This window comes from Streptomyces sp. NPDC001606, assembly GCF_053596835.1.
The window spans coordinates 212010-230908 of sequence record NZ_JBSFHC010000003.1 but is presented as its reverse complement, the minus strand read 5'-3'; the positions used below and the strand labels follow the sequence as shown (position 1 = coordinate 230908).

Annotated in this window: 18 protein-coding genes; 4 read left to right on the top strand and 14 right to left on the bottom strand. The window is 67.2% G+C overall.

Going from position 1 to position 18899, the window contains the following annotated elements; translation table 11 throughout:
- Positions 1-13: 13 nt before the first annotated feature.
- The 12 genes from ACWCV9_RS08595 to ACWCV9_RS08540 all read right to left on the bottom strand — a co-directional run bounded on the left by ACWCV9_RS08595 (position 14) and on the right by ACWCV9_RS08540 (position 13055).
- On the bottom strand, positions 14-964 hold the full coding sequence (locus ACWCV9_RS08595; protein WP_450784946.1) for an LLM class flavin-dependent oxidoreductase: 951 nt from the start codon (positions 962-964) through the stop codon (positions 14-16).
- A gap of 37 nt (positions 965-1001) precedes the next feature.
- Positions 1002-2786: an ABC transporter ATP-binding protein gene (locus ACWCV9_RS08590; protein WP_450784944.1), complete on the bottom strand. Its 1785-nt coding sequence runs from the start codon at positions 2784-2786 to the stop codon at positions 1002-1004.
- Entirely contained in the window at positions 2783-5842 is a 3060-nt protein-coding gene (locus ACWCV9_RS08585; protein ID WP_450784942.1) for a lantibiotic dehydratase, read from the bottom strand. Before ACWCV9_RS08585 ends, ACWCV9_RS08590 begins: the two co-directional genes overlap by 4 nt.
- Before the next feature lie 5 nt (positions 5843-5847).
- Entirely contained in the window at positions 5848-7185 is a 1338-nt protein-coding gene (locus ACWCV9_RS08580; RefSeq protein ID WP_450784940.1) for a lanthionine synthetase C family protein, read from the bottom strand.
- Positions 7186-7302: 117 nt separating this feature from the next.
- Positions 7303-7497, bottom strand: a complete 195-nt coding sequence (locus tag ACWCV9_RS08575; protein WP_450784938.1) for an FDLD family class I lanthipeptide — start codon at positions 7495-7497, stop codon at positions 7303-7305.
- Between the two features lie 65 nt (positions 7498-7562).
- Entirely contained in the window at positions 7563-7850 is a 288-nt protein-coding gene (locus ACWCV9_RS08570; RefSeq protein WP_450784937.1) for a response regulator transcription factor, read from the bottom strand.
- A complete protein-coding gene (locus ACWCV9_RS08565; protein WP_450784935.1) occupies positions 7843-9597 on the bottom strand; it encodes an ABC transporter ATP-binding protein in 1755 nt (584 codons plus the stop codon). Before ACWCV9_RS08565 ends, ACWCV9_RS08570 begins: the two co-directional genes overlap by 8 nt.
- Positions 9575-10033, bottom strand: a complete 459-nt coding sequence (locus tag ACWCV9_RS08560; protein WP_450784933.1) for a lasso peptide biosynthesis B2 protein — start codon at positions 10031-10033, stop codon at positions 9575-9577. The genes ACWCV9_RS08565 and ACWCV9_RS08560 overlap by 23 nt, the downstream gene beginning before the upstream one ends.
- Entirely contained in the window at positions 10030-10281 is a 252-nt protein-coding gene (locus tag ACWCV9_RS08555) for a lasso peptide biosynthesis PqqD family chaperone (protein ID WP_208035481.1), read from the bottom strand. Before ACWCV9_RS08555 ends, ACWCV9_RS08560 begins: the two co-directional genes overlap by 4 nt.
- 22 nt (positions 10282-10303) lie before the next feature.
- Complete coding sequence (locus ACWCV9_RS08550) at positions 10304-12106, bottom strand: asparagine synthase-related protein (protein WP_450784931.1); 1803 nt, start codon at positions 12104-12106, stop codon at positions 10304-10306.
- A 16-nt stretch (positions 12107-12122) separates the two neighbouring features.
- A complete protein-coding gene (locus ACWCV9_RS08545; RefSeq protein ID WP_227025760.1) occupies positions 12123-12242 on the bottom strand; it encodes a keywimysin-related RiPP in 120 nt (39 codons plus the stop codon).
- Positions 12243-12545: 303 nt separating this feature from the next.
- Entirely contained in the window at positions 12546-13055 is a 510-nt protein-coding gene (locus ACWCV9_RS08540) for a GntR family transcriptional regulator (RefSeq protein WP_450784929.1), read from the bottom strand.
- An 894-nt stretch (positions 13056-13949) separates the two neighbouring features.
- Here ACWCV9_RS08540 and ACWCV9_RS08535 point away from each other — a divergent pair.
- The 4 genes from ACWCV9_RS08535 to ACWCV9_RS08520 all read left to right on the top strand — a co-directional run bounded on the left by ACWCV9_RS08535 (position 13950) and on the right by ACWCV9_RS08520 (position 18043).
- Positions 13950-14912 (top strand): hypothetical protein, encoded by a 963-nt coding sequence (locus ACWCV9_RS08535; RefSeq protein WP_450784927.1) that lies wholly within the window; start codon positions 13950-13952, stop codon positions 14910-14912.
- Positions 14913-15082: 170 nt separating this feature from the next.
- The gene (locus ACWCV9_RS08530; protein ID WP_450784926.1) at positions 15083-15616 is read left to right on the top strand and encodes a hypothetical protein; all 534 of its coding nucleotides are present in this window, start codon (positions 15083-15085) and stop codon (positions 15614-15616) included.
- A 4-nt stretch (positions 15617-15620) separates the two neighbouring features.
- On the top strand, positions 15621-16844 hold the full coding sequence (locus tag ACWCV9_RS08525; RefSeq protein ID WP_450784924.1) for an MAB_1171c family putative transporter: 1224 nt from the start codon (positions 15621-15623) through the stop codon (positions 16842-16844).
- Positions 16841-18043 carry a cytochrome P450 family protein gene (locus ACWCV9_RS08520; RefSeq protein WP_450784922.1) on the top strand — a complete coding sequence of 401 codons (1203 nt, stop codon included), beginning with the start codon at positions 16841-16843 and terminating at the stop codon, positions 18041-18043. Before ACWCV9_RS08525 ends, ACWCV9_RS08520 begins: the two co-directional genes overlap by 4 nt.
- Here the strand turns inward: ACWCV9_RS08520 and ACWCV9_RS08515 are convergent.
- Both ACWCV9_RS08515 and ACWCV9_RS08510 read right to left on the bottom strand, forming a co-directional pair.
- Positions 18037-18225, bottom strand: coding sequence for a hypothetical protein (locus ACWCV9_RS08515; RefSeq protein WP_450784921.1), 189 nt, complete (start codon positions 18223-18225; stop codon positions 18037-18039). The genes ACWCV9_RS08520 and ACWCV9_RS08515 overlap by 7 nt on opposite strands.
- A 550-nt stretch (positions 18226-18775) precedes the next feature.
- Entirely contained in the window at positions 18776-18898 is a 123-nt protein-coding gene (locus tag ACWCV9_RS08510; protein WP_450784919.1) for a hypothetical protein, read from the bottom strand.
- Position 18899: the final 1 nt, after the last annotated feature.

Below are 18899 nucleotides of genomic sequence, written 5' to 3'. Positions count from 1 at the left end.
GTGAGCCTAGCCTTTATGCGATCACGCCCGAACGGACCGTACGCATTTCGGCCGAGAGTTCCGCCAGGTCCTCCAGGGCCGCATTCCAGCCATGCGCGAGACCTACCCCTGCGCAGTTGAGGACCACTTCGTCCACGCCCACTCGGGCGTATTCGGCCAGTGCGCCGGCCACTTCCCGCGGGGTGCCGTACGCGAAGGTTCCCGAGTCGACCAAGGCACCTGCGTTGAGATAGGGCTGTGACGGGTGCACCCGCAACCCCGCGCGCCTGAGCATGTCCGTGTAGTGCGGGGCGCCCAGGTGTGTGTGGGCGGCTGCGTAGGCGAGTTGGCGGGGATCGCGCCCGTGGCGGTCGACGGCGACATGTACGACGGTGACCAGGCGCGGGACCGGCCTGCTCGCCGCCCGAGCGCCGCGCCGGAGCGCCGGCACCACATCACGTGCCAGGTATCCTGGCGGCGTCATCCAGGTGATCGCCACGTCGGCAGTCTCGCCCGCGAGACGGGCGAGTGCAGGGCGGAGGACTCCGAGGCCGATATCCACACCGGGATGACCGAGATCCGGTAGGTCCGATGCCTGCCGACCGGCCTCTGGCACCTTGTGTCTCTGCTCGGTGAGGAATCCGCGCACCTGCCGGAGATAGTCGGCGCACGCGGCTTTCGGGCTATCGTACGGCTTTCCGTGCAGACTCACCACGAAGTCGGGGGATCCCGGGCCGAGTCCCAGCGTCACCCGCCTGCCGGTCAGACGGGCCAGGGACCGGGCGTGTGCCGCTGCTTCCATTGGATGGCGCAAAGGCATCAGGGTCACGGCAGTGCCGAACGGGATGCGGAATCCCATGCCCGCGAGATAGGCGAACATCTGATGGGTTTCGATCGTGACGGACTGGCCCTGCCACAGCCGCGGCATGTCCTCGCTTCTGACGAGTTCCGCGAAGGGAACCGCCTCGGAGGGGGCCGTGGGCATGACCGGAAAGATGACCGAAGTTTGCATGAAGTGGCCTTCACTGAGAGGCGGGTTCGCCGAGATATCCCGCTGCCTGCAGTTTGAACAGATGGGCGTACGTTCCGTCGGCGCTCAGCAGTTCCTCGTGCGTTCCTTCCTCGACCACCCGGCCCCGGTCCAGGACCACGATCCGGTCGGCGATGCGCACGGTGGCGAACCGGTGCGCGATGATGAGGGAGGTGGTGTCCCTCGCGATGTCACGAAGCCGGCCGAAGATCTCGGACTCGGCCTCGGCGTCGATGGCCGACGTGGGTTCGTCGAGCACGACCACCGGAGCCCTCCTCATGAAGGCCCGACTCAGAGCCACCTTCTGCCATTGACCGCCAGACAGTTGGCGGCCCTCCTCGAAGTGCCGGCCGAGCATGGTGTCGTACCGGTCCGGAAGGTCGGACACAACGGTGTCGACTCCTCCGGCTACGGCTGCGGCCCGGATGCGCTCGTCGTCGTCCATCGCCTCGACGCGGCCGAAGCCGATGTTGTCGCGGACGGACATCTCGTAGCGGATGAAGTCCTGGAAGATGACGCCGATATGCCGCTGGAGGTCGTCGACGTCGTATTCCTCGATCGGTACGTCGTCGATCAGGATCCGCCCGCTCGTCGGCTCGTAGAGCCGGGTCAGCAGCTTGACGATGCTCGTCTTCCCGGCGCCGTTCTGCCCCACGAGCGCCACGCACTCCCCGGCCGGCAGGAGCAGGTCGACACCATCGAGCACGAGCCGGTCGGTGCCGGGGTACACGAAGCTGACGTCCCGGAACTCGATCCCCTTGCACAGCTTCGCCGGGAACCGCCTGTTCCCACCGGTGATCTGGCGCTCGGGCAGGTCCAAGAACGCGAAGAGGTTGCCGAGGAAGAGCGTGTCCCTGTAGAGAGAGGCGATCCCCAGGAGCAGTCCATGGGCCGACACCTGGATGGCACCCATGGACTGGAGGTATCCCGCGAGGCGGCCCACCTGTCCGCCGTCCGCGGCCGACCCGATCGCCCACAGCAGCGCCCCGGAGGAGGCGATGACGCTCAGCAGGCCCAGCAAGCCCACGATGCCCGACTGGCGGCGGGCCAGCTGCCGGTCGACCCGGAAGAACTCGTGGACCAGTCTGCGGTACCGCTCGACGAGGTACGGTCCGAGCTGGAATAGGCGCACTTCCTTGAAGGAGTGATCCGTCGTGGTCAGGTACTGGTAGTAGTACATCCGCCGGCGGTCTGCTGCGCGCGCGTACTCGATGGCGTACGCCCTGTTCGTATAGATCATGTGCGCGGCCACGGACGGGACTGGCGACACCAGGATGAACAGGGCCACCCACGGTGACCAGGTGAACAGCACCGCGCCGACCGAGATGACGGTGACCAGCTCGCGGGTGACGGTGAGCATTTCGGAGAACAGCTGGTAAATGCGTCCCCCGTTGCTTTCCTGGAAGGCGCGTTGCAGCTTGTCGTAGGACTCGGCGTTCTCGTACTGCTCCAGGTCGAGCCGGGTGCCCTTGACCATCACCTGCTCACCGATCTTGGTGGTGAGTTCCAGGCGGAGCAGGGAATCAAGGTACTGGCCCCACACGTCCAGCAGGTGCCCGGCCACCGCGATCAGCAGCAGGACGACGCCCGCCTGGAGAGCCTGCCGTCCGGCCCCCTCGTTGCCTCCGGCAGCCTGCGCCACCGACTGCACCGCGCTCGCCGTGAGCCCGACCTGTACGCCGGGGATCGCAGCCGAGAGCACCGAGGCGACAGCGAAGGCGGTGACCTTCCGGGCGCTCAGCTTCCAGAAGAGCCGCAGCACGCGGAGCCAGATCACCTGGCCCCCTCAGCAGCGAGGCGGCCCCTGAGGGCACGCAGCGTGTGCCGCAGCAGCCCGTAGCAGCGTTCCTCACGGGCCAGATCGACCGGCAGGAGGCGGTTGATCTGCATGTGCGCGAGGCTGCCGAGGAGATGGGCGGGCTGCACCGCGAGACGGCCGCGGTCGGCGACCTCGCGGACCGCCGCGGATGCCGCACGGACCGCAGGTTCCTGGGGTGCGAGGGCCGCCGCGATCGCCATGCGGTGTGCACGGCCCTCCTCATGGGTGGACCGGTCCCAGGGCAGCAACAGTTCGCAGAGGTAGGCGCGAGCCTTCCTGAATTCGTCCCGCGTGGCGTTGTCGTCTCGGTGGCCGGGGAGCAGGTCCATGCGCTCGGCGAGCGGGACGCCCCAGTGGCGGTGGAGGGTGTCCACCGCGGCCACAGCCAGGTGCTCGTCCACCAGTTGCGGCAGGTCCGCGCGGGCCGCTATCAGATGGGCGGTGGTGTCACTATTGGCCTCAAACAGGCGCTCGATCGACTCGAAGGTGGCGGGGCCGCCGTAACGCATGGTCTCCGGGCAGTAGCTGTCCATGGTGACGTCCTGGGCGAGACCGGCGTCCACCAGGCTCCTGCCCCAGGCGGCGAGTCGCCCCAGGACCGACGACCGTTCGCTGCGCACTCTGATGCGAAGGTGCGGGCGCGGATCGGCGTACCGGATGTAGAACCAGCGGTCTACTGCGTCCTCTGCGCGCAGCTCCGCGATGAGTTCCCGCAGCGGACCGGCGATGATCTCGTCGTGGCGTTCGAAGGCGGCGTACAGCTTGACGTACGACCACTCGCTGCCCGGCGGGTACCGCCGTGAGGGGATCTCCACCGGCGCCCCGGCCGGGTGCCGGGCGATGGTCTCGGCCCGGGCGGCCATGACGGGGACGACGATCTCTTCGGTGTACCGCCGCCCGAGGTCATCGGTCAGCCAGTGATGCTCGAAGTCGGGCAGCATCTCGTGGAGCAGCACCGTCCCACCGCCCGCGCGGCCGATCTCCTCCCGCAGTTCTCCGACGCAGCAGGGGTGGTCGAGGTCGAGCAGCAGCCGGTTGTCGAGATCGACGAGATGCACGTATCGCGGCACGCGCCACCGCTCGCGCCATGCCGCGAAGTCCTCCAGGCCATGTCCGTCCAGCCGCCATTCAGCCGGCCGGAGCACCACCTTGCCGCGGGTCACCCGGGGCAGGAAGGTCGCGTTCGACACAGGTCCCCAATGGAATCCGCCGGGCAGCACGTACCCGTCGTGCGAGGCCTCCAGCAGGAAGCGGGCAACGTTCGGGGCGGCGAGGGGGCTGAGCATGTGGTGCTGCGTCACGACGATCTCGCGCCCCAGCCGCCGCGACCACAGGTGGAACCGCCGGTCGTCGGCGCCCACCAGGATGTCGTCCAACGGCAGTACGCGGTCGGCCGGCACGGAGGGACTGGTGTTGACGGGTATCTCGTACGTCCCCAGGTCCGGGTGCGCGGCGACGTTCCCGGCCCGGCCGTACGTGGGGAGGTAGGCCACCTCGGCGTACGCCACGTGCGGCTGAAGTTCCTGCTCCCACCGGGCGAGGTCGCGCAACTGGTCCGCTAGCCGGTCACCGAGCAGGTCGAAGAAGCGCCCGAAGGTGCGTCCGCCGTGGGCGAGGCAGTCGGCTCGGAGGACGGCCCGCCACTCGCCCCGGTCGACGGCCTGCCGGTCGGTGGCCTCGATCTGCAGGTAGAGGTCCACCGCTGGAAGTAATGGTCCCACGGTCGCCTCGGGGGCAAGTCGGTCCAGCCAGGCGTCGGTGAGTTCCGCTTCCAGCATCCCCTCGCGCCAGGCCTGGTGTGCGAATTCGACGACGGCCCTGTCGAAGGAGGAGGTGTCCTCGGGGTCGGAGGCACTGTCGAGCCGGCCAGCCGTGCGGATCGGCTCCGTGTAGGACTCGGGTGCGTCCAGCCCTTGGTCCGGGCCGAGCAGTTCCAGAACCGGCACGCGCACGCCATGGCCGTATCGTTCGAGAAACTCCTCCCGGTACCGCCTCAGATGTGCGTTGGTGGTGCCCGTGGCCGCGCTCAGGCGCATGAGGACGTCCACCGTGTCGGCCGCCGCCTCGCCCACGGACCGGTTGAGCTCGTCGAACTGCAGGCCGATGGCGGAGTCCAGTTGGTACGTCTGACCCGTGTAACCCGGTACGAGTTTCCCCTGGGCCACTCGCAACCGGGCGAGCGAGACAGGGTCGTCTGCGTGCCGGACCAGATCGACCACCTCGCGCAGTCGTTCGGCCACCTCTGCCGCCTGCGGGATCCCGGCCAGCCTGTCGAGCAGGTACTGCTCGGGCTGGGCTGTCGTCTGGGGCGGGCGAAGGTCGCTGGTGAGGAAGTTCAGGTCCCACAGCCGCTGGACAAGGTCCTCCTTCTGCGGACCGGTCGCCTCAGGGAAGGCGCCCGTTAGTGCGTCGATGAGCTCGGGGTAGGTAACGGGGGTGGTGGCGGCGTCCAGGACGGTGTGCACGGCGGGGGTTGCCCGGACGCGCACCGACGTGCGGTCGCTGTTCCCATAGACGTCGGCGTGTGGCAGGACCACCCGGTCACCGGAGACATGGGCTGTCGCGTTGCGGAGGATTCTGAGGCTCCGCCAGATCTCCTCGTCGTCCTCAAGCCGTTTGATGCAGGCGAGGATCCACGCCATGTCCGCGCGCACCCGGTTGCTGCTGATCACGGGGGTCTCCAACCGGGCGGTGGTGCGTCCGGAGAATGTCCCGGCGGCGACGCCCGAGAACGCCCCGAAGGGTGTGGGTCGGGTCGACATCCGGGTGACATAGCGCCACAACCGTGAGTGGACGCGCGCCAGGCTCTTCGGGGACATGCGTTCCAGCTGTGTGAGGCCCTCCGCCAGGCCCTCGCTGGCGACGAAGATCGCCCGCCGGACCTCGGGGTCGTCAGCCAGCCGTAACAGGGCGTCGGACGTGTGATCAGGGTCGCTCATGAACGCGCGGAACGTCTCCGCGGGCAGTGCGGGAGAACGCAGGAGGTAGAAGTCGGCGGGTACGTACCGGGACATGCGCATCACCTTGCGAAGAAGGCCCGGAACCAGGCCGGACGGTCGTCGTTCAGGGCAGCGAGGATCGCGAGGGCGACTCCGGCGGCTCCGCACAGCAGGCCCGGGTCGTCCACCAGGTGTCCGGGCAGTTGGTGGTCCGCGAACACCGCCGGTCGTGCCTCGTCGGCATGTTCGAGCAGCCGGTCGAGCAGGACGGGGATCCGTTCGCGGGCGAGGCCGCTGAAGGGGGCGAAGGCGCGGCACATCATCAGCAGGCCGGCCTGTCCGTGACACAGGGTCGGCGACAGCGGTCCGGCCTGCGCAGCTCGCCGCAGGACGGCCTCGAACGCGGTGACGGCCGTAGTCAGTAGATCGTTGTCACCGGTGCTGCGCGAGATGTCGAGGAGGGCCGAGGCGACACCGGCCGTGCCGTAGCACCAGGCGATCTGGTCGTGGCCGTGCAGGCGGGGCTGTTCGTTGCCGTCCACGTCGACCGCCACGCCGTCATGCCACAGCGGACCGAACTCGTCGGCGGCCTGATGAGCGAGGATCCAGGCGGTGAAGGTGGTGACGGCCGTGTCGAGTCCCGGGTGTCGGTGGCCGGACGCAGCGGCCGCAGCGAGCGCCGCGACGATTCCGGGCACGCCGTGCGAGAAGCCGAGGTTCAGGTACCCGTGCGGATAGCTGTCGTGGTCGTTCCCGACGGGTGGGTAGACGTCGGGGACCAGCATCCAGCGGTGCGGGGTGTTCCGGGTCTGCGCAGGCTCGCTCAGCCACACCAGGTAGTCGAGGAGCCGGCCCACGGCCTCCCGGACGGCGGGGCTGGGGTTCTCGATGGAGACAAGGTAGACGAGGACCCCCGCCGCTCCGCTGATCCAGTCATAGTCGGCGTCGGTGACCGCGCGTTCCACGGCCGGGTAGTCGGTGTCGAGCACCTGGGCGGCGAGTTGCTCGTGCACGCGGCGCAAGCTCGGCAGGAAGCGTGGCTCGTCGTGGGCGCAGTCGGCCAGTGCCAGGGCCAGTCCGCTGGTGCCACCGAAGATCCCGGGAACCTCCAGTGGTACGACGCGGGTGCCGAGCACGGCCTCCCGCATGTGCTCGAAGGCGGTGTCCCGGTCGCCGAGTCCCGCGCGGGCGGTGTACAGGTGCAACAGGGCTGTTCCGGCCTGGCCGTGGCTGAGGCTCGGCGGGTACCAGCCCACCGGGTGCGCCGACTGTTCCGCAGCGGTCAGGGCCAGTTCGGTCACCTGGGCGGTGGTCGAGGTCCGTTCGGCGACCATGCGGACCGCGCGGTGTGCGCGTTCGACGAGCGTGTCCTCCTCGCCTCGAGCCGGCCAGCCGGCTGTTTCCCGGTTCTCACGCATGTCCATCCCTCGTGTCGCGGCCGTTCGGCTGTCGCAGTGGAAACGGGTGTTGCCGTGCTGAGCCCACGGCAACACCCGTTGTCGAAGGTGAGCCCGATCAGAGCGGGCTCATCCGGTTCAGTGCGAGTGCTCCTTCGGGCAGATGCCCGACGTGCACACGGTCGTACAGACGTAGGTGCAGTTGGCCTTGCAGGTCACCCGGGTGCAGACCGCCCGGGTGAGGAGCGAGGAGATGGATGCCGGTGCCCTGTCCAGGCTGGCGGTGGACGGCGAGGTAACCCGGACGTCCAGATCGAATGCGTTGCCGGACATGTGATTTCCTTTCGCGTGACAATTCCGTCGGATTACGGAACGCAGAGTCGGCCTCTGCTTGATTCCTATTCTGCTCGCCGGCCGCACCGGCAGACATTGTCGTTCGCGACAGTATTGCGAGAAATGTACGACGCCAGGCAGAGACTCAAACGGGAGTGTAGTTCCAACTTCTCGGCTATCGCCGAAAGGTGCGCACGCACGGTTCGTTCAGTCAGATGAAGACGGTTCGCCATACTCTCGTTCGACAGACCTTCCGCCATCATGCAAAAAACTTCCGACTCTCGTGGAGTGAGGCGGTCCAGTCGCTGCAGGGCAGCCTTCCAGTGGGGTTCGTGTCCAGGGACCTCATGCATGTGCGGATTTCTCCGACTGGAGCAGGTGGCTTTCGACCAGCTGCTGATAGTTCCGGTCTCTGGCGAGCAGCTCCTCATGTGTTCCGATGGAACTGACCCGCCCGCCGTCCATGACAACGATCCGTCGCGCCGAGCGGACCGTCGACAGCCGATGGGCGATGACCAACAGGGAGCAGCGCTCGGAGACCCTCAACAGGGCCTCGGCGATTTCCGCCTCGCTGACGGTGTCGAGGTGCGAGGTGGGCTCGTCCAGCACCAGCAGGTCGGGCTCGGCGAGCAGGGCGCGGGCGATGGCCACGCGCTGGCGCTCGCCGCCCGACAGCCGCAGCCCTCGTTCGCCCACCTCGCTGTCGAGCCCGTCCGGCAGGCGTCGCAGGAGTGCGTCGAGGCCAACCGTCTCGAGCACGTCGAGGATCGCGTCCTCGGATGCGTCCGGTGCGGCGTATGTGAGGTTGTGGCGCAGGGAACCATAGAGCAGCGGTGTGTGCTGTTCCACCAGCGCCACATACCGTCGGTAGCCGCGGTGTTCCAACTTCCTGAGGTCGGTGCCCCGGAAGAGCACCGCTCCGTCATCCGGGTCGTAGAAGCGCTCTATGAGGGAGGTGACCGTGGTCTTGCCCGCGCCGGACCTGCCCACCATCGCGAGGTAGCCGTACTCCGGGATCTGGAGCGACACTCCACTCAGGACCTGGCGGTCCCCGTACGAGAAGGAGACGTCCACCAGTTCGAGCAGGGGGCCCGGCCCTCGGGTAGGGGCCTCGGCGGGGGCTGACGTGGACTCCACGGGCAGTCTCAGGGCTTCCTGAATGCGTTTCAGTGACCCGAGGCCGCGCTGAATGAGGGCGACGGCACTGAACAGGCCGGCCAGCGGCATCACCAGATAGGTCGCGTAGAGCAGGAAGGCGACGAGTGCGCTGATCGTCATGTCGCCGTTCGAGACTCGTACCGCGCCGATGAGCAGTACGAGCAGGAACGATCCGTTGACCGCGACCTCCATCACCGGTCCCACCAGTGAACCCAAACGGGCCGATCGCACCCCACTCGTGAAGGCGGCCTCGGCGGCCGCGCCGATGCGTCGGGCTTCGCGGAGTTCCGCCCGGCAGGCGCGGACGGTGCGGATGTTGCCCAACACCCGTTCGAGATCGGCTGTCATGGTGCCGACGTCCGTGAGGGACTGCTCGGTGGTCCCGCGGATCCCGGTCATGACACCGGCGACGACGACAGCTGCTGCGGCGATCGTGGCGATGACGATGCCGAACATGACGGGGTCGAGCCACAGCATCAGTCCGCCCGTACCGACGGCCGTGAGCGCCACGGTGACGAGTTGGACGAAGCTGCCCGCCACCATGTCGCGCAGCACGGTCGTGTCCGTGCCCACGCGGGAGAGCAGGTCACCGGTCCGGTGGCGGTCGAAGTCTCCAATGCGGGCGAGCAGCAGCCGGTTCGCCAGAGTCTTGCGCAGCCGCAAGACCACCCCCTCGCCAGCCACGTCGAGCAGGAACTGGCCCAGGCCCTCGATGCATGCCTGAGCGGCGAACAGCCCGGCGAGCAGCAGTGCCGGGCCGGCCAGCGGCTCGCCGGTTCCCACCCGATCGATCAGCCGCATCGTGAGCAGCGGCTGTAACAGCCCGAGCACCGTGCCGACGACCGTCAGAGCGAGCGCCCAAGTGACCGTCGTCCGCCGCTCCAACAGCAGCGCGAACAGGTCGCGGTAGCCGACGCTTTCACCTGCAGCCGTGCCGGCCATCGGACCCCTCCTTCGCATCGAGTGGTGCCACGCTGAACAGCACCCGGAAGTAGCCCACGGGGACGTCCTCCCCCACGAGGCGGCCGTCGCTCTCCACCCAGGCGTGCGCGGCGAACGGCGGGGCCGTACGGATGCCGACGCACCACGTCGGCCAGACACCGCGGGCCCGGCACAGCAGCGCGGTCGCGATCGACCGCTGCAGGCACCCTTCGCGTCCCGCGCACACCAGGCTGACGGTGGTGACCGCGTCCCGCGCGGCCTGTACCTGCTCGAAGCGGGCTGGTTGCGCCCCTCGTGCGAGGGCGGTCAGCAGTCGGCGGATGCGCTCCGGTGACAGGCGTGTGAGCGGCTTGGCCGTCCCCACAACCAGGCGCGCGGCCAACCGCGCCCGCCAGGGGACGGCTGACGGGGGACGCAGGACGGTCTGGAAGCTCACCGGTCCACCAGCCCCGCCTCGACCAGGGCCGCGACGAGCGCCTCGGCGTCGGAGCGTGCTCGTTCCGCACCGACCTCGAACTCGTCGGTGAGCCGGGTGGTGACGGAGTCGATGTCGCCGCCTGAGGTCAGTTCGTCCAGTGCCAAACTGCCCGTCGGGTTCAGTTCCCAGTACCTCCCGGTGCGTCCGTCCAGCAGAACCTTCCCGTAGTCGGTCTCCACCAGTGACACGTCGGCTCTCAGCCGCATCGTTTCCCCCTTCGGACGGCGCTCAGACGGTGCGCAGCCATATCTCGCAGGCCAGCGTGGAATCGAGACCTGCGTAACGGAGTTCGGGCGAAGACGGCTGCAGCGTGGTCGCGAGGAGCCTGTCCGCGTCGACCAGCCCCAGCCGGGCGAGACGGGAGTCGTGCCACAGCTCCGCGATCCGGGCCCGGTTTTCCCTCAGGCCGTTGGCCGCGTCGACGGACGCCTCACCCTTGGTCTCGCGCTTGAGCACCTCGGAGGGCACCACGCCCCGCATCGCGGCCTTGAGAAGGGGCTTGTACAGCCAGGGTGAGGAGCGGTCCTCCGGCTGTACCGACCAGCAGGCCTCGATCACGTGGTCGTCGAAGAACGGGCTGGCCATCGGCAGGCCACCCTGTTCGGACACCTGGTGCAGGACGCGGGTCACGCGTGTGCCGTGGTGCAGGATGTTCAGTTCGTTGTGCTGAGCCCGGGTCCTGCCCAGGGGGGTAGCTGACTGTGCCGCCTGCCGCATTCGGCAGCGTACGGCGGCGACAGCGTCGGGCGTCGCCCAACCGGGCATCCGGGGTGGGACGTCCCAGGCGAGGACGTCCGCACTGTGCGGCGCCGCCCGGGGAGCGGTGAGCCGGTCGGCACTGGCAGCCAGCCACTGGCCATAGGGTCTGCGGTCGCCGATCACCGACAGGGCGTCCCGCAGTGACCACCTGTTTTGCGCCCGGTATGCGCGAAGGTGACGCAGTGCGCCGAACGGCTCGGTGGCCAGCCATTGGAGTACGTGCGCCGGGTGCCCCCACAGGACGTGATCGCCGCCCATCCCGGTGAGATGCAGTTCTGAGCCGCGGGCCGACATCTCGTCATGACCAGCGAGTTGCCGGGGCTGGTCGAGGATGGTCGGCGCCGGCTCGTCGACCGGTCCGGTGACCTCCAGTAGTCCGCTGTAGAACAGCGGGACCTGGTCGACGGGGAGCACGAGGTGCTCCGTGTGCTCGATGCCGGCCGCAGCCAGCTTCGCCCAGTGGACGTCGTCGTCACCGGGGTCACGGCTCGCCATGGTGAGGGCGAGCGGTGCGGCACCGGCAGCGGCGGCCACGGCGCAGACAGCGGTGGAGTCCAGCCCTCCGGACAGGTCGGAGCTGACCGTCGTCGCCGCCCCCGTGCGCACACGGACCGCCGAGTCGAGTTCCCGGCGTAGCAGTGCCGCCCCCTCCTCCAGGCCCAGCCGGGGCACAGGGGTACTCCACCACTGCGTGCGGGAAACTCCGTCCGGGCCGGTGTCCAGCTGAAAGCCCGGTGGCACAGCGTGAACGCCCCGCCACAACGGCACATCGCCGAGTGGATGGGGGACCGCGTCCAGCAGACGGACGGCGAGCAATTCCTCGTCGAGGGGAGTGCCGACCAGCCTGGCGACGACGTCGGCGCGATTGCTCGCCACCGTCATGCCTGCGGTGTCGGCGTGGAACACCCGCCTCATCCCGGACGCGGTCCCCCGGACCCGCAACCGGCTGCCCGCCGCGATGACAATGTGGAAGTCGCCGCGCAAGGCCGCCAGGCTGCGGGAGGCGGACGCGATGTCACGCTCGTGAGCGAGGCGTTGCGCAATACCGTCCTCGTCCGCGGAGCTCGACCCGATGACCGCGACCTGGAGACCATGCCGGGTCGTCGTGACGAACGCGGAGCCCCAGGAGCCGATCAGCAGGGGCCGGCCGGAAGGATGCAGCACCCGCTTTGGGGCCTTGCTTTTTCGTTGTTCTTCGAGACGCGAGGCCACGGCGAGGCCGGCCTCACAATCAGGCAGTACCACAAACCAGCTTTCGCCGTGGCTCGACATAGTTCTCCAGAGATCGCTACCAACCCAGCGGCAGACGGACCTTGGGCTCATGCGGACCGCGCCGCAAGAATCCGGTGTCCAGTCGGAAGTCGCCAGCAATAAACATCGCCGGCGCCTCATAGATCTTCCGTCCCATGCTTTTCACCTCCCTTCCGTATGGAGTAGAAGCGGTACCCCGTGGGGTCCTCCGGTCGCCAGTGAATCTAGGCGCAGGTGAATGCGGAGATCAATGAAAGACCAATTTCTGCACTCTGCGTGGTCGCCACGGAGATAGCATCAACCGCCCCTCGGAACCACGGCGCTGCCTGGCCTTTTGCCCGTGCTCCGAGTCATCGCGGACGAAGGGATCCTCGGCGAGGAGAGATGGTTTCCCTGGCTTCATCGTGACCCTGCGTATTAGCTTCCTTGCCACTGTCGCGTGTCGCGGCGCCGCCGCCCGTCACGCGGCACCACGCCCGTGCGGCCTGAACGCTGCGCCACCCGATCCCCCACGTCGGGCCGCCGCGGCGGCCGAGGCCCCCGAGGTGCGCGGGCCTCGCGAGGGCGGAATCCGGTGTATTGCAGCCACGACGGCGGCCCTTGAAATACCGGAGACGTCGGCAAGGTTCACGACGTAGCGGAGCTGCTCCGATATCTCCGCGAGGCCCACTTTGCGCGCCGAATGCACCACAACCGCGCCACGGCCCCGGCCGAAGTCGATCAACCCTTCGGCGCGCAGCATCCGGAGCGCCCGGAGGACGGTGTTCTTGTTCGCGCCGTATAACTTTCCGAGTTCACCCGAAGAAGGCAGGTAGGCGCCCTGGGCATAGACACCGGACACGATGTCCTGCTTGAGCTTGCGCCCTATCCGGGTGTAAAGCGCCGACCCGTAACCTGGTGCGGCGCCGACTCCACTGCCCTTGCCAAGTGGATCGGCATTGGACGCGGGCGGATGTGGTATGGATGTCATCAGAGCGTTCCCCCCTTGTGCTTTTCCTTCAGTGCACCGGTGCAGCGCAGACTCGAAGAGTCGTCGAAGGGTTGCCGCACCACGCGTCCGCCGGAGGTCAGCCGGCGTGACGTTCGGGCAATCGACTTGACAGCTTATGACTCTGGCAGCGGCGGGCGGGCATGTGCCGGGCCAAGGACGAAGTACTACCAGGCAGATCCAGAAATAGGGCTTGCAGGCCAGCCGTGCCGAGGCACTACCTTCCTCCGGATACCCCTGCGCGTCTTGTTGAGCTGGCGGGAAATATCGGCGGTGACTTGCATGGATTCCTCGAACTGGTCAAGGAGACCAGAGGCGGCCGGGGCCCATTCACCACCGGACGCGTACAGCTCTCAGATAGCCTTTCACGCCACGACCATCTCCGCCATCAAGCGATGAAATTCGGCCACATCCGCTGCGGCGAAGTCGTCGTCAGCCAGCTGAAGCGCCGCCCGTACAGTTGGCGCGTACATATAAACGTCTCCCATTCAACTATCAAAAAGTGAACGGATCACGGGGTGTCCGCCACAGGGAAGTTGTCCGCCACGGCTCGACTCGCCAAGATGCTAGGTCCGATAGGCAATGTCAACGATCGTTTTCGGCTAAAGGATCGTTGAAAGCAGGCAGTGCCGGGATGACGACGTGCCGCATCCGCGGAGCTGCACCAACAACGCCTGCCATGACAGATGTCGAGTATCAACGCACTGCCTCGCAACGTTCTGCCAGTACGAGCGAACCGATGCACGTCGATCTCATTTTCGGCGATAAATGATCGTTGAGCCTGCGGCTGAGGGCCCTGTAAGGTGCGATGCACAGACCGACCGAATCCACCCGTAGCCTGGGAGTATCTCAGTGGGCTCTGCCTCAACGCTGCCGATGACGCTTGCGCGTCTCGAGGCACTGCTCAAAGAACGGGGCATGAATCGATCACAAGTGCTCGACATCGGGGCGTTGGCAGCCAAGGCGGCGCTGCCCGAAGACACCGTCGCCGTCCTGCTCGGAGGCGGCCAAACTCCGGCTGACACGGTGGCCGATCGGGTCAGCGCACGTATCAAGATCCTTGCTGATGCATACTTGGCACGCACCGGAAAGCCTATGTCGGACCTGGCTGGCAGCATTTCCCGACAGCTGGGTGTTTCCTCTTTCTGGGCACGTCAGGTGTGCTCTGGCGACAAAGTACCCAGTGTTGAACTGCTGCACGGCCTGGTGGGATTCTTCGGCGTCGAGGGAGGCGAGGCGTTCTTCACCGCGCCAGCTGCTGAGGCCCTCAACCGCGTACTACTGGCCATGTTGGCCGCACTGCAGCAGACGCCAGGGAAGCCGGAGGGCGATGGTTCGGCCACTTCGCCGGCGAATCGCGAAGTGGCGGTGCCCTCCCCCCGGAAGTCGGACGCCGAGAACCCGCCGAGGCCTGCGCAGCCGCCGTTCGCCGTCCCGGAGCTCTCGGCGAGACTGAACCACCTCTTCGCGGTCATGCACCCCAGAGGGCGTGAGACGTACAGTTCGCACGAGGTTGCCGAGACAATCACGGCGCACGGGGTCGAGGTCACAGCAGCACAAGTCGAGCAGCTACGACACGGCACCTGGACTTCGCCGAGTCCTGAGCAACTCGATGCGCTCGCCGGCTTCTTCGGCGTACCCGTCGGCTACTTCGTCAACGACGAAGTAGCTTCTCAGGTCTCCGCGGATCTCAACCTGGTGGAGACACTGAAGTCCCAGGGCATCGGCCCCCGCCAGATCGCTCTACGGGCAGTCGCAGACTTGGACGAGGAGGCGCTTGCTGCCCTTGTCCCGGTGATCCAGCACCTGCAGCGGGCAAGCAAGAGGCAACGGATGTGAGCTGCTGGTAGGGCGGTATACGAAGATGCTCCACTGCAGCCAACTGGGTTGGATCCGGCGGTCCATGCGGGCTTCCGCCGCTGCCGAGCGAGTCAGGCGCCGCGGTGGTGAGGGTGAGCACGAAAGTGGTTTTCACCCAGTGGCAGTGGGTCGACCCGGGGGGAGCGGGGATGAACGACAGGGAACTGCGTCGCTACTGCGCCGATCTGGTCCGGCAACTCGACATCCCCGAGCCGTTCAACATCAATGCCCTCGTCGACCAGATGGAAGAACGCCGCGGACGACCCATCTCGCTCGTACCGATGCCGCTACCCGCCGACCGAGGCCTGTGCGGCATGTGGGTCGCCAGCCCCGACGTGGACTACATCGTCTACCAGGCGGAGGCCCGAAAGGCACACCAAGGCCACATCGTCCTCCACGAGATCGGCCACATGCTGTGCGAGCACGAGTCCACCCCGGCGGAGGAGGAAGAGGTCTCCCGACTCCTTCTGCCGAACATCGACCCTGCGCTCGTGCGCACCGTCCTCGGGCGCACCTGCTACGACCGGAGCGAGGAGAAGGCTGCCGAGCTGGTTGCCTCTCTGATCCCCCTACAGGCCACCAACGCCGCTCCACGGCCGGCGACAAGCCTTTCGGAAGACGTGGTCAACCTCGTCAGCCACCTCGAGCGCTCCCTGGGGCGCAGTTCCACACCAAGGACATAGCCGAGTGTTATTCAACGTCGTCTACGGAACGCTCTCCCTCATCACCTGGAGCGCCTTCGCCTTCAAGCTGAGAGACCTCGCCCGCGACTGGCGCAACAAGGAACTGCAGCGACTGTGTCTGGCGATCGCGATGTTCGCCGCACCGTTCGGCTTCGCCATTCCCTCGGTATACGTACGTGTCGATGCCCTGACCGGCATGCCCAACATCAGTTCGCTGATCATCTACACGACCGTGGAGGTCTGCCTCACCTCGTTCCTGGCCCTCCTCGTCAGCTGGTCGTCTGCGCAGTCGGAGGTCCGGCTACGTCACCGGCTGATCCTCGGATACGCCATCGCTACGGTCACCACCAACTGGGTGTTGTTCTTCCTGGGGGACGCCAGGGATACGTCGCACGCCCTTGACTTCGACGTTCACTATGCCAACACCGCATACATCTGGGAGTTCCTCCTCGTTCACCAGACCCTTTACACGGTCAGCATGGTCGGCCTGATCCGGCTGTGCTGGCGCTATTCCAAGATCGTCGGCCAGCCCTGGCTGCGCCGCGGCCTGCGCATCGTCACCGTGGGAGCAGTCGCCGGCTTGGGTTACTGCCTTCCCAAGGTCATCTCCCTCATCTGGGACAAGCTCGGCATCTCACCACTCGGCTTCGTCAACTCCGTGGTCGCCCCCATGTTCGCCAGCGTCTCTGCGGCACTCTTCGCCGTAGGGTTCACCATGCCCGCCTGGGGCGTCGGCCTCAGCAGAGCCCTGGCGTGGATGTCCGACTACCGCACCTTCCACCGCCGCTACCCCCTGTGGCAGGCGATCACCCGTGCCTTCCCCGAAGTCGTCCTCGTCGCCCCTCCGGCCTCCCGCAAGGAACTGGCTCGCGACCTCCGGTTCTTCCTCGGTCGTCAGGTGATCGAGATCCTCGACGGCGAAATGCGACTTCGTCCCCACCATGACCCGAAGATCAGCCGCATGACACGAGAAGTAGCGGCGCACCAGAACATCACCGGTGACGAAGCGGATGCCGTCGTAGAAGCCGCGCACATCGCAGCAGCTCTCCAGGCTCGGTCCACCGGCCACGAGGCGCCAGGGGGACACGGCACAGTCTTCGACGACGCCGCCAACGGCGACCTCGAAGAGGAAGGTGCTCGTCTGACCCGGGTCGCCGACGCCTTCAGTACCTCCTCCGTCATCCCCGCCGTTCTCGAGCGGCTCCAGTCGGCGAAAACGGACGCATGAGCAGCACCGAACAGACCGGCAGCGTCTCGTCGCTGCTCAGTGAAGCACTCGTCGCTGACCCACATGGCGCCTACGCCCGGCTCCGTGAAACCGCCCCGGTCCACCGCACCACCACTCCCGACGGCGAACCTGTGTGGCTGATCACCCGGTACGCCGAGGCCCGCGCGGCTCTGGCAGACCCCCGGCTCTCCCTGAACAAGGCAAACGCCAAGACCAGCGGCGAGTACAGATCCTCCATGCCCCCTGAACTCGACGCTCACCTGCTCAACATGGATCCGCCCGACCACACTCGCCTGCGCCGACTCGTTGCCAAAGCATTCACTCCTCGTCGCGTCAAGGACCTGCGCCTGCGCATCCAGAAGCTGACCGACGAACTCCTCACCACGATGACCGGCCCTCGCGTGGACCTCGTCCACGCCCTGGCCGTCCCACTGCCGATGGGCGTGATCTGTGAACTGCTCGGCATCCCGGAAACAGCGAGGCGCGACTTTCGGGCCTGGACCGACACGCTTTTCTCACCAGCGCCGAACGCGGCAACGGAGTCACGCACTGCAATGAGGCAGATGCACCAATTCCTCAAAAGCATCATCGAGGACAAACGAAACAGCCCAACCGAGGACCTCCTGTCTGCCCTCGTCCAAGCCCGCGATGACCACGACGTACTCACCGAGCCGGAACTCGTCTCCCTGGCGTTCCTCACTCTGTTCGCCGGCTACGACAACGCCGTTCATCTCATCGGCAACACAGCGCTGAGTCTGCTGCTGCACCCCCGACTGCTGACGGCGGTGCGAGGTGGCGCCGTCCCGATACGATCGGTGGTCGAGGAGACGCTGCGCTGGAACCCCCCTTTGACACTGGCGGTACGCCGCTTTGCCCTGGAAGACGTCAGCATCGGGAACGCTCTCATCGCCGCTGGCAGTCGAGTGTGGGTCTCCATCGCTTCGGCGAACCGGGACGGACGGGAGTTCGCGTCTCCCGAGATGTTCGACCCGGTCCGTGCACCAACCCACCTGGCATTCGGCTACGGAGTGCACTACTGCCTTGGCGCCCCGCTCGCGCGGATGGAGGCGGAAATCGCCGTGCGCTCCCTCCTGGAACGGTTTCCCGTGCTTGAACTGGCTGTAGCGGCCGCGGAGCTGGAGTGGTGGCCGACATTTCAGAAGCGGGGACTGCGCGGCCTCCCTGTGGTGACTTACTGATCCGGTGAGGGGGTCTCCCGCCGCCGCACCATCGAGCCCCGCCTCGCTTCGTACTCAGCGATCATCTCGACAACTGTCAGCAGCCAGCGGGCAACCACCCCGAGGTCATGCAGCCATGCCGGCCGGTCGGCGCTCGGTGCCGCTGGGTCGAGCACATCGTCCGCGTACCGCAGCGTGCGCACCGCTCGACCGTGGGGGGTGAGCGCCGCGACCTCGGGCGAAAGCTGCCGGACGAACACCTCGAGGGCCTGGACGAGCGACTCCGCCTCTCCTCACTCGAACGGGGTAATGTCCCGCAACACCCGATGACAGGCTGCCTTGATGGCCTCAAAGCCGAAGGGAGCGACCCGCTCAGTTCAACACTGAGCGGGTGTCGCCCGTAGGAGGCATGTTGCGACACGGCTTCGGCGTCGCCAGGGCGCCCGGCCCACCCATCGGTACACCAGTAGCTGAGATGCCGATCAGGCGCGTCGATATCCGGCCGGGGTACACCGACGCAGGAGTCACGGCCGAGGCACTCGGCGTACGGCGCGTGGCGCCGGTGTGCCACTCCGCCCGGTTCGCTGGGCTCGCCGGTACGAGCCCGTAGGAGCGGCGTTGTGCTGGTCGAGGAAGGCAGCCCGCCAAACAGTGCTTCGGCGAGGTATTCGCTGACCTTCTCGGCGTCGCTTGCGCCGGCCGCCGCGTGCACCAGATCGGCGCTCACGCGAACCGCAGCGAAGAGCGCACCAATCAGGCTGCCACGGCTTGCTCGCGGTCCTGGAGCAGGTGCACGAGCAGGCCGCCGCTCTGGTCCTGGCCGTCACTGAAGAGGTCGCCTGTCTCTTCCGTTTCGCCCTCGTGCAGTTCGTCCATA

Bases quoted from the DNA above. Each gene is read 5' to 3' on its own strand.
- ACWCV9_RS08595 (WP_450784946.1), bottom strand. From the start codon at position 964: ATGCCCACGGCCCCCTCCGAGGCGGTTCCCTTCGCGGAACTCGTCAGA.
- ACWCV9_RS08585 (WP_450784942.1), bottom strand. From the start codon at position 5,842: ATGTCCCGGTACGTACCCGCCGACTTCTACCTCCTGCGTTCTCCCGCA.
- ACWCV9_RS08580 (WP_450784940.1), bottom strand. From the start codon at position 7,185: ATGCGTGAGAACCGGGAAACAGCCGGCTGGCCGGCTCGAGGCGAGGAG.
- ACWCV9_RS08575 (WP_450784938.1), bottom strand. From the start codon at position 7,497: ATGTCCGGCAACGCATTCGATCTGGACGTCCGGGTTACCTCGCCGTCC.
- ACWCV9_RS08570 (WP_450784937.1), bottom strand. From the start codon at position 7,850: ATGCATGAGGTCCCTGGACACGAACCCCACTGGAAGGCTGCCCTGCAG.
- ACWCV9_RS08565 (WP_450784935.1), bottom strand. From the start codon at position 9,597: ATGGCCGGCACGGCTGCAGGTGAAAGCGTCGGCTACCGCGACCTGTTC.
- ACWCV9_RS08555 (WP_208035481.1), bottom strand. From the start codon at position 10,281: ATGCGGCTGAGAGCCGACGTGTCACTGGTGGAGACCGACTACGGGAAG.
- ACWCV9_RS08550 (WP_450784931.1), bottom strand. From the start codon at position 12,106: ATGTCGAGCCACGGCGAAAGCTGGTTTGTGGTACTGCCTGATTGTGAG.
- ACWCV9_RS08545 (WP_227025760.1), bottom strand. From the start codon at position 12,242: ATGGGACGGAAGATCTATGAGGCGCCGGCGATGTTTATTGCTGGCGAC.
- ACWCV9_RS08540 (WP_450784929.1), bottom strand. From the start codon at position 13,055: ATGACATCCATACCACATCCGCCCGCGTCCAATGCCGATCCACTTGGC.
- ACWCV9_RS08535 (WP_450784927.1), top strand. From the start codon at position 13,950: ATGACGCTTGCGCGTCTCGAGGCACTGCTCAAAGAACGGGGCATGAAT.
- ACWCV9_RS08530 (WP_450784926.1), top strand. From the start codon at position 15,083: ATGAACGACAGGGAACTGCGTCGCTACTGCGCCGATCTGGTCCGGCAA.
- ACWCV9_RS08520 (WP_450784922.1), top strand. From the start codon at position 16,841: ATGAGCAGCACCGAACAGACCGGCAGCGTCTCGTCGCTGCTCAGTGAA.
- ACWCV9_RS08510 (WP_450784919.1), bottom strand. From the start codon at position 18,898: ATGGACGAACTGCACGAGGGCGAAACGGAAGAGACAGGCGACCTCTTC.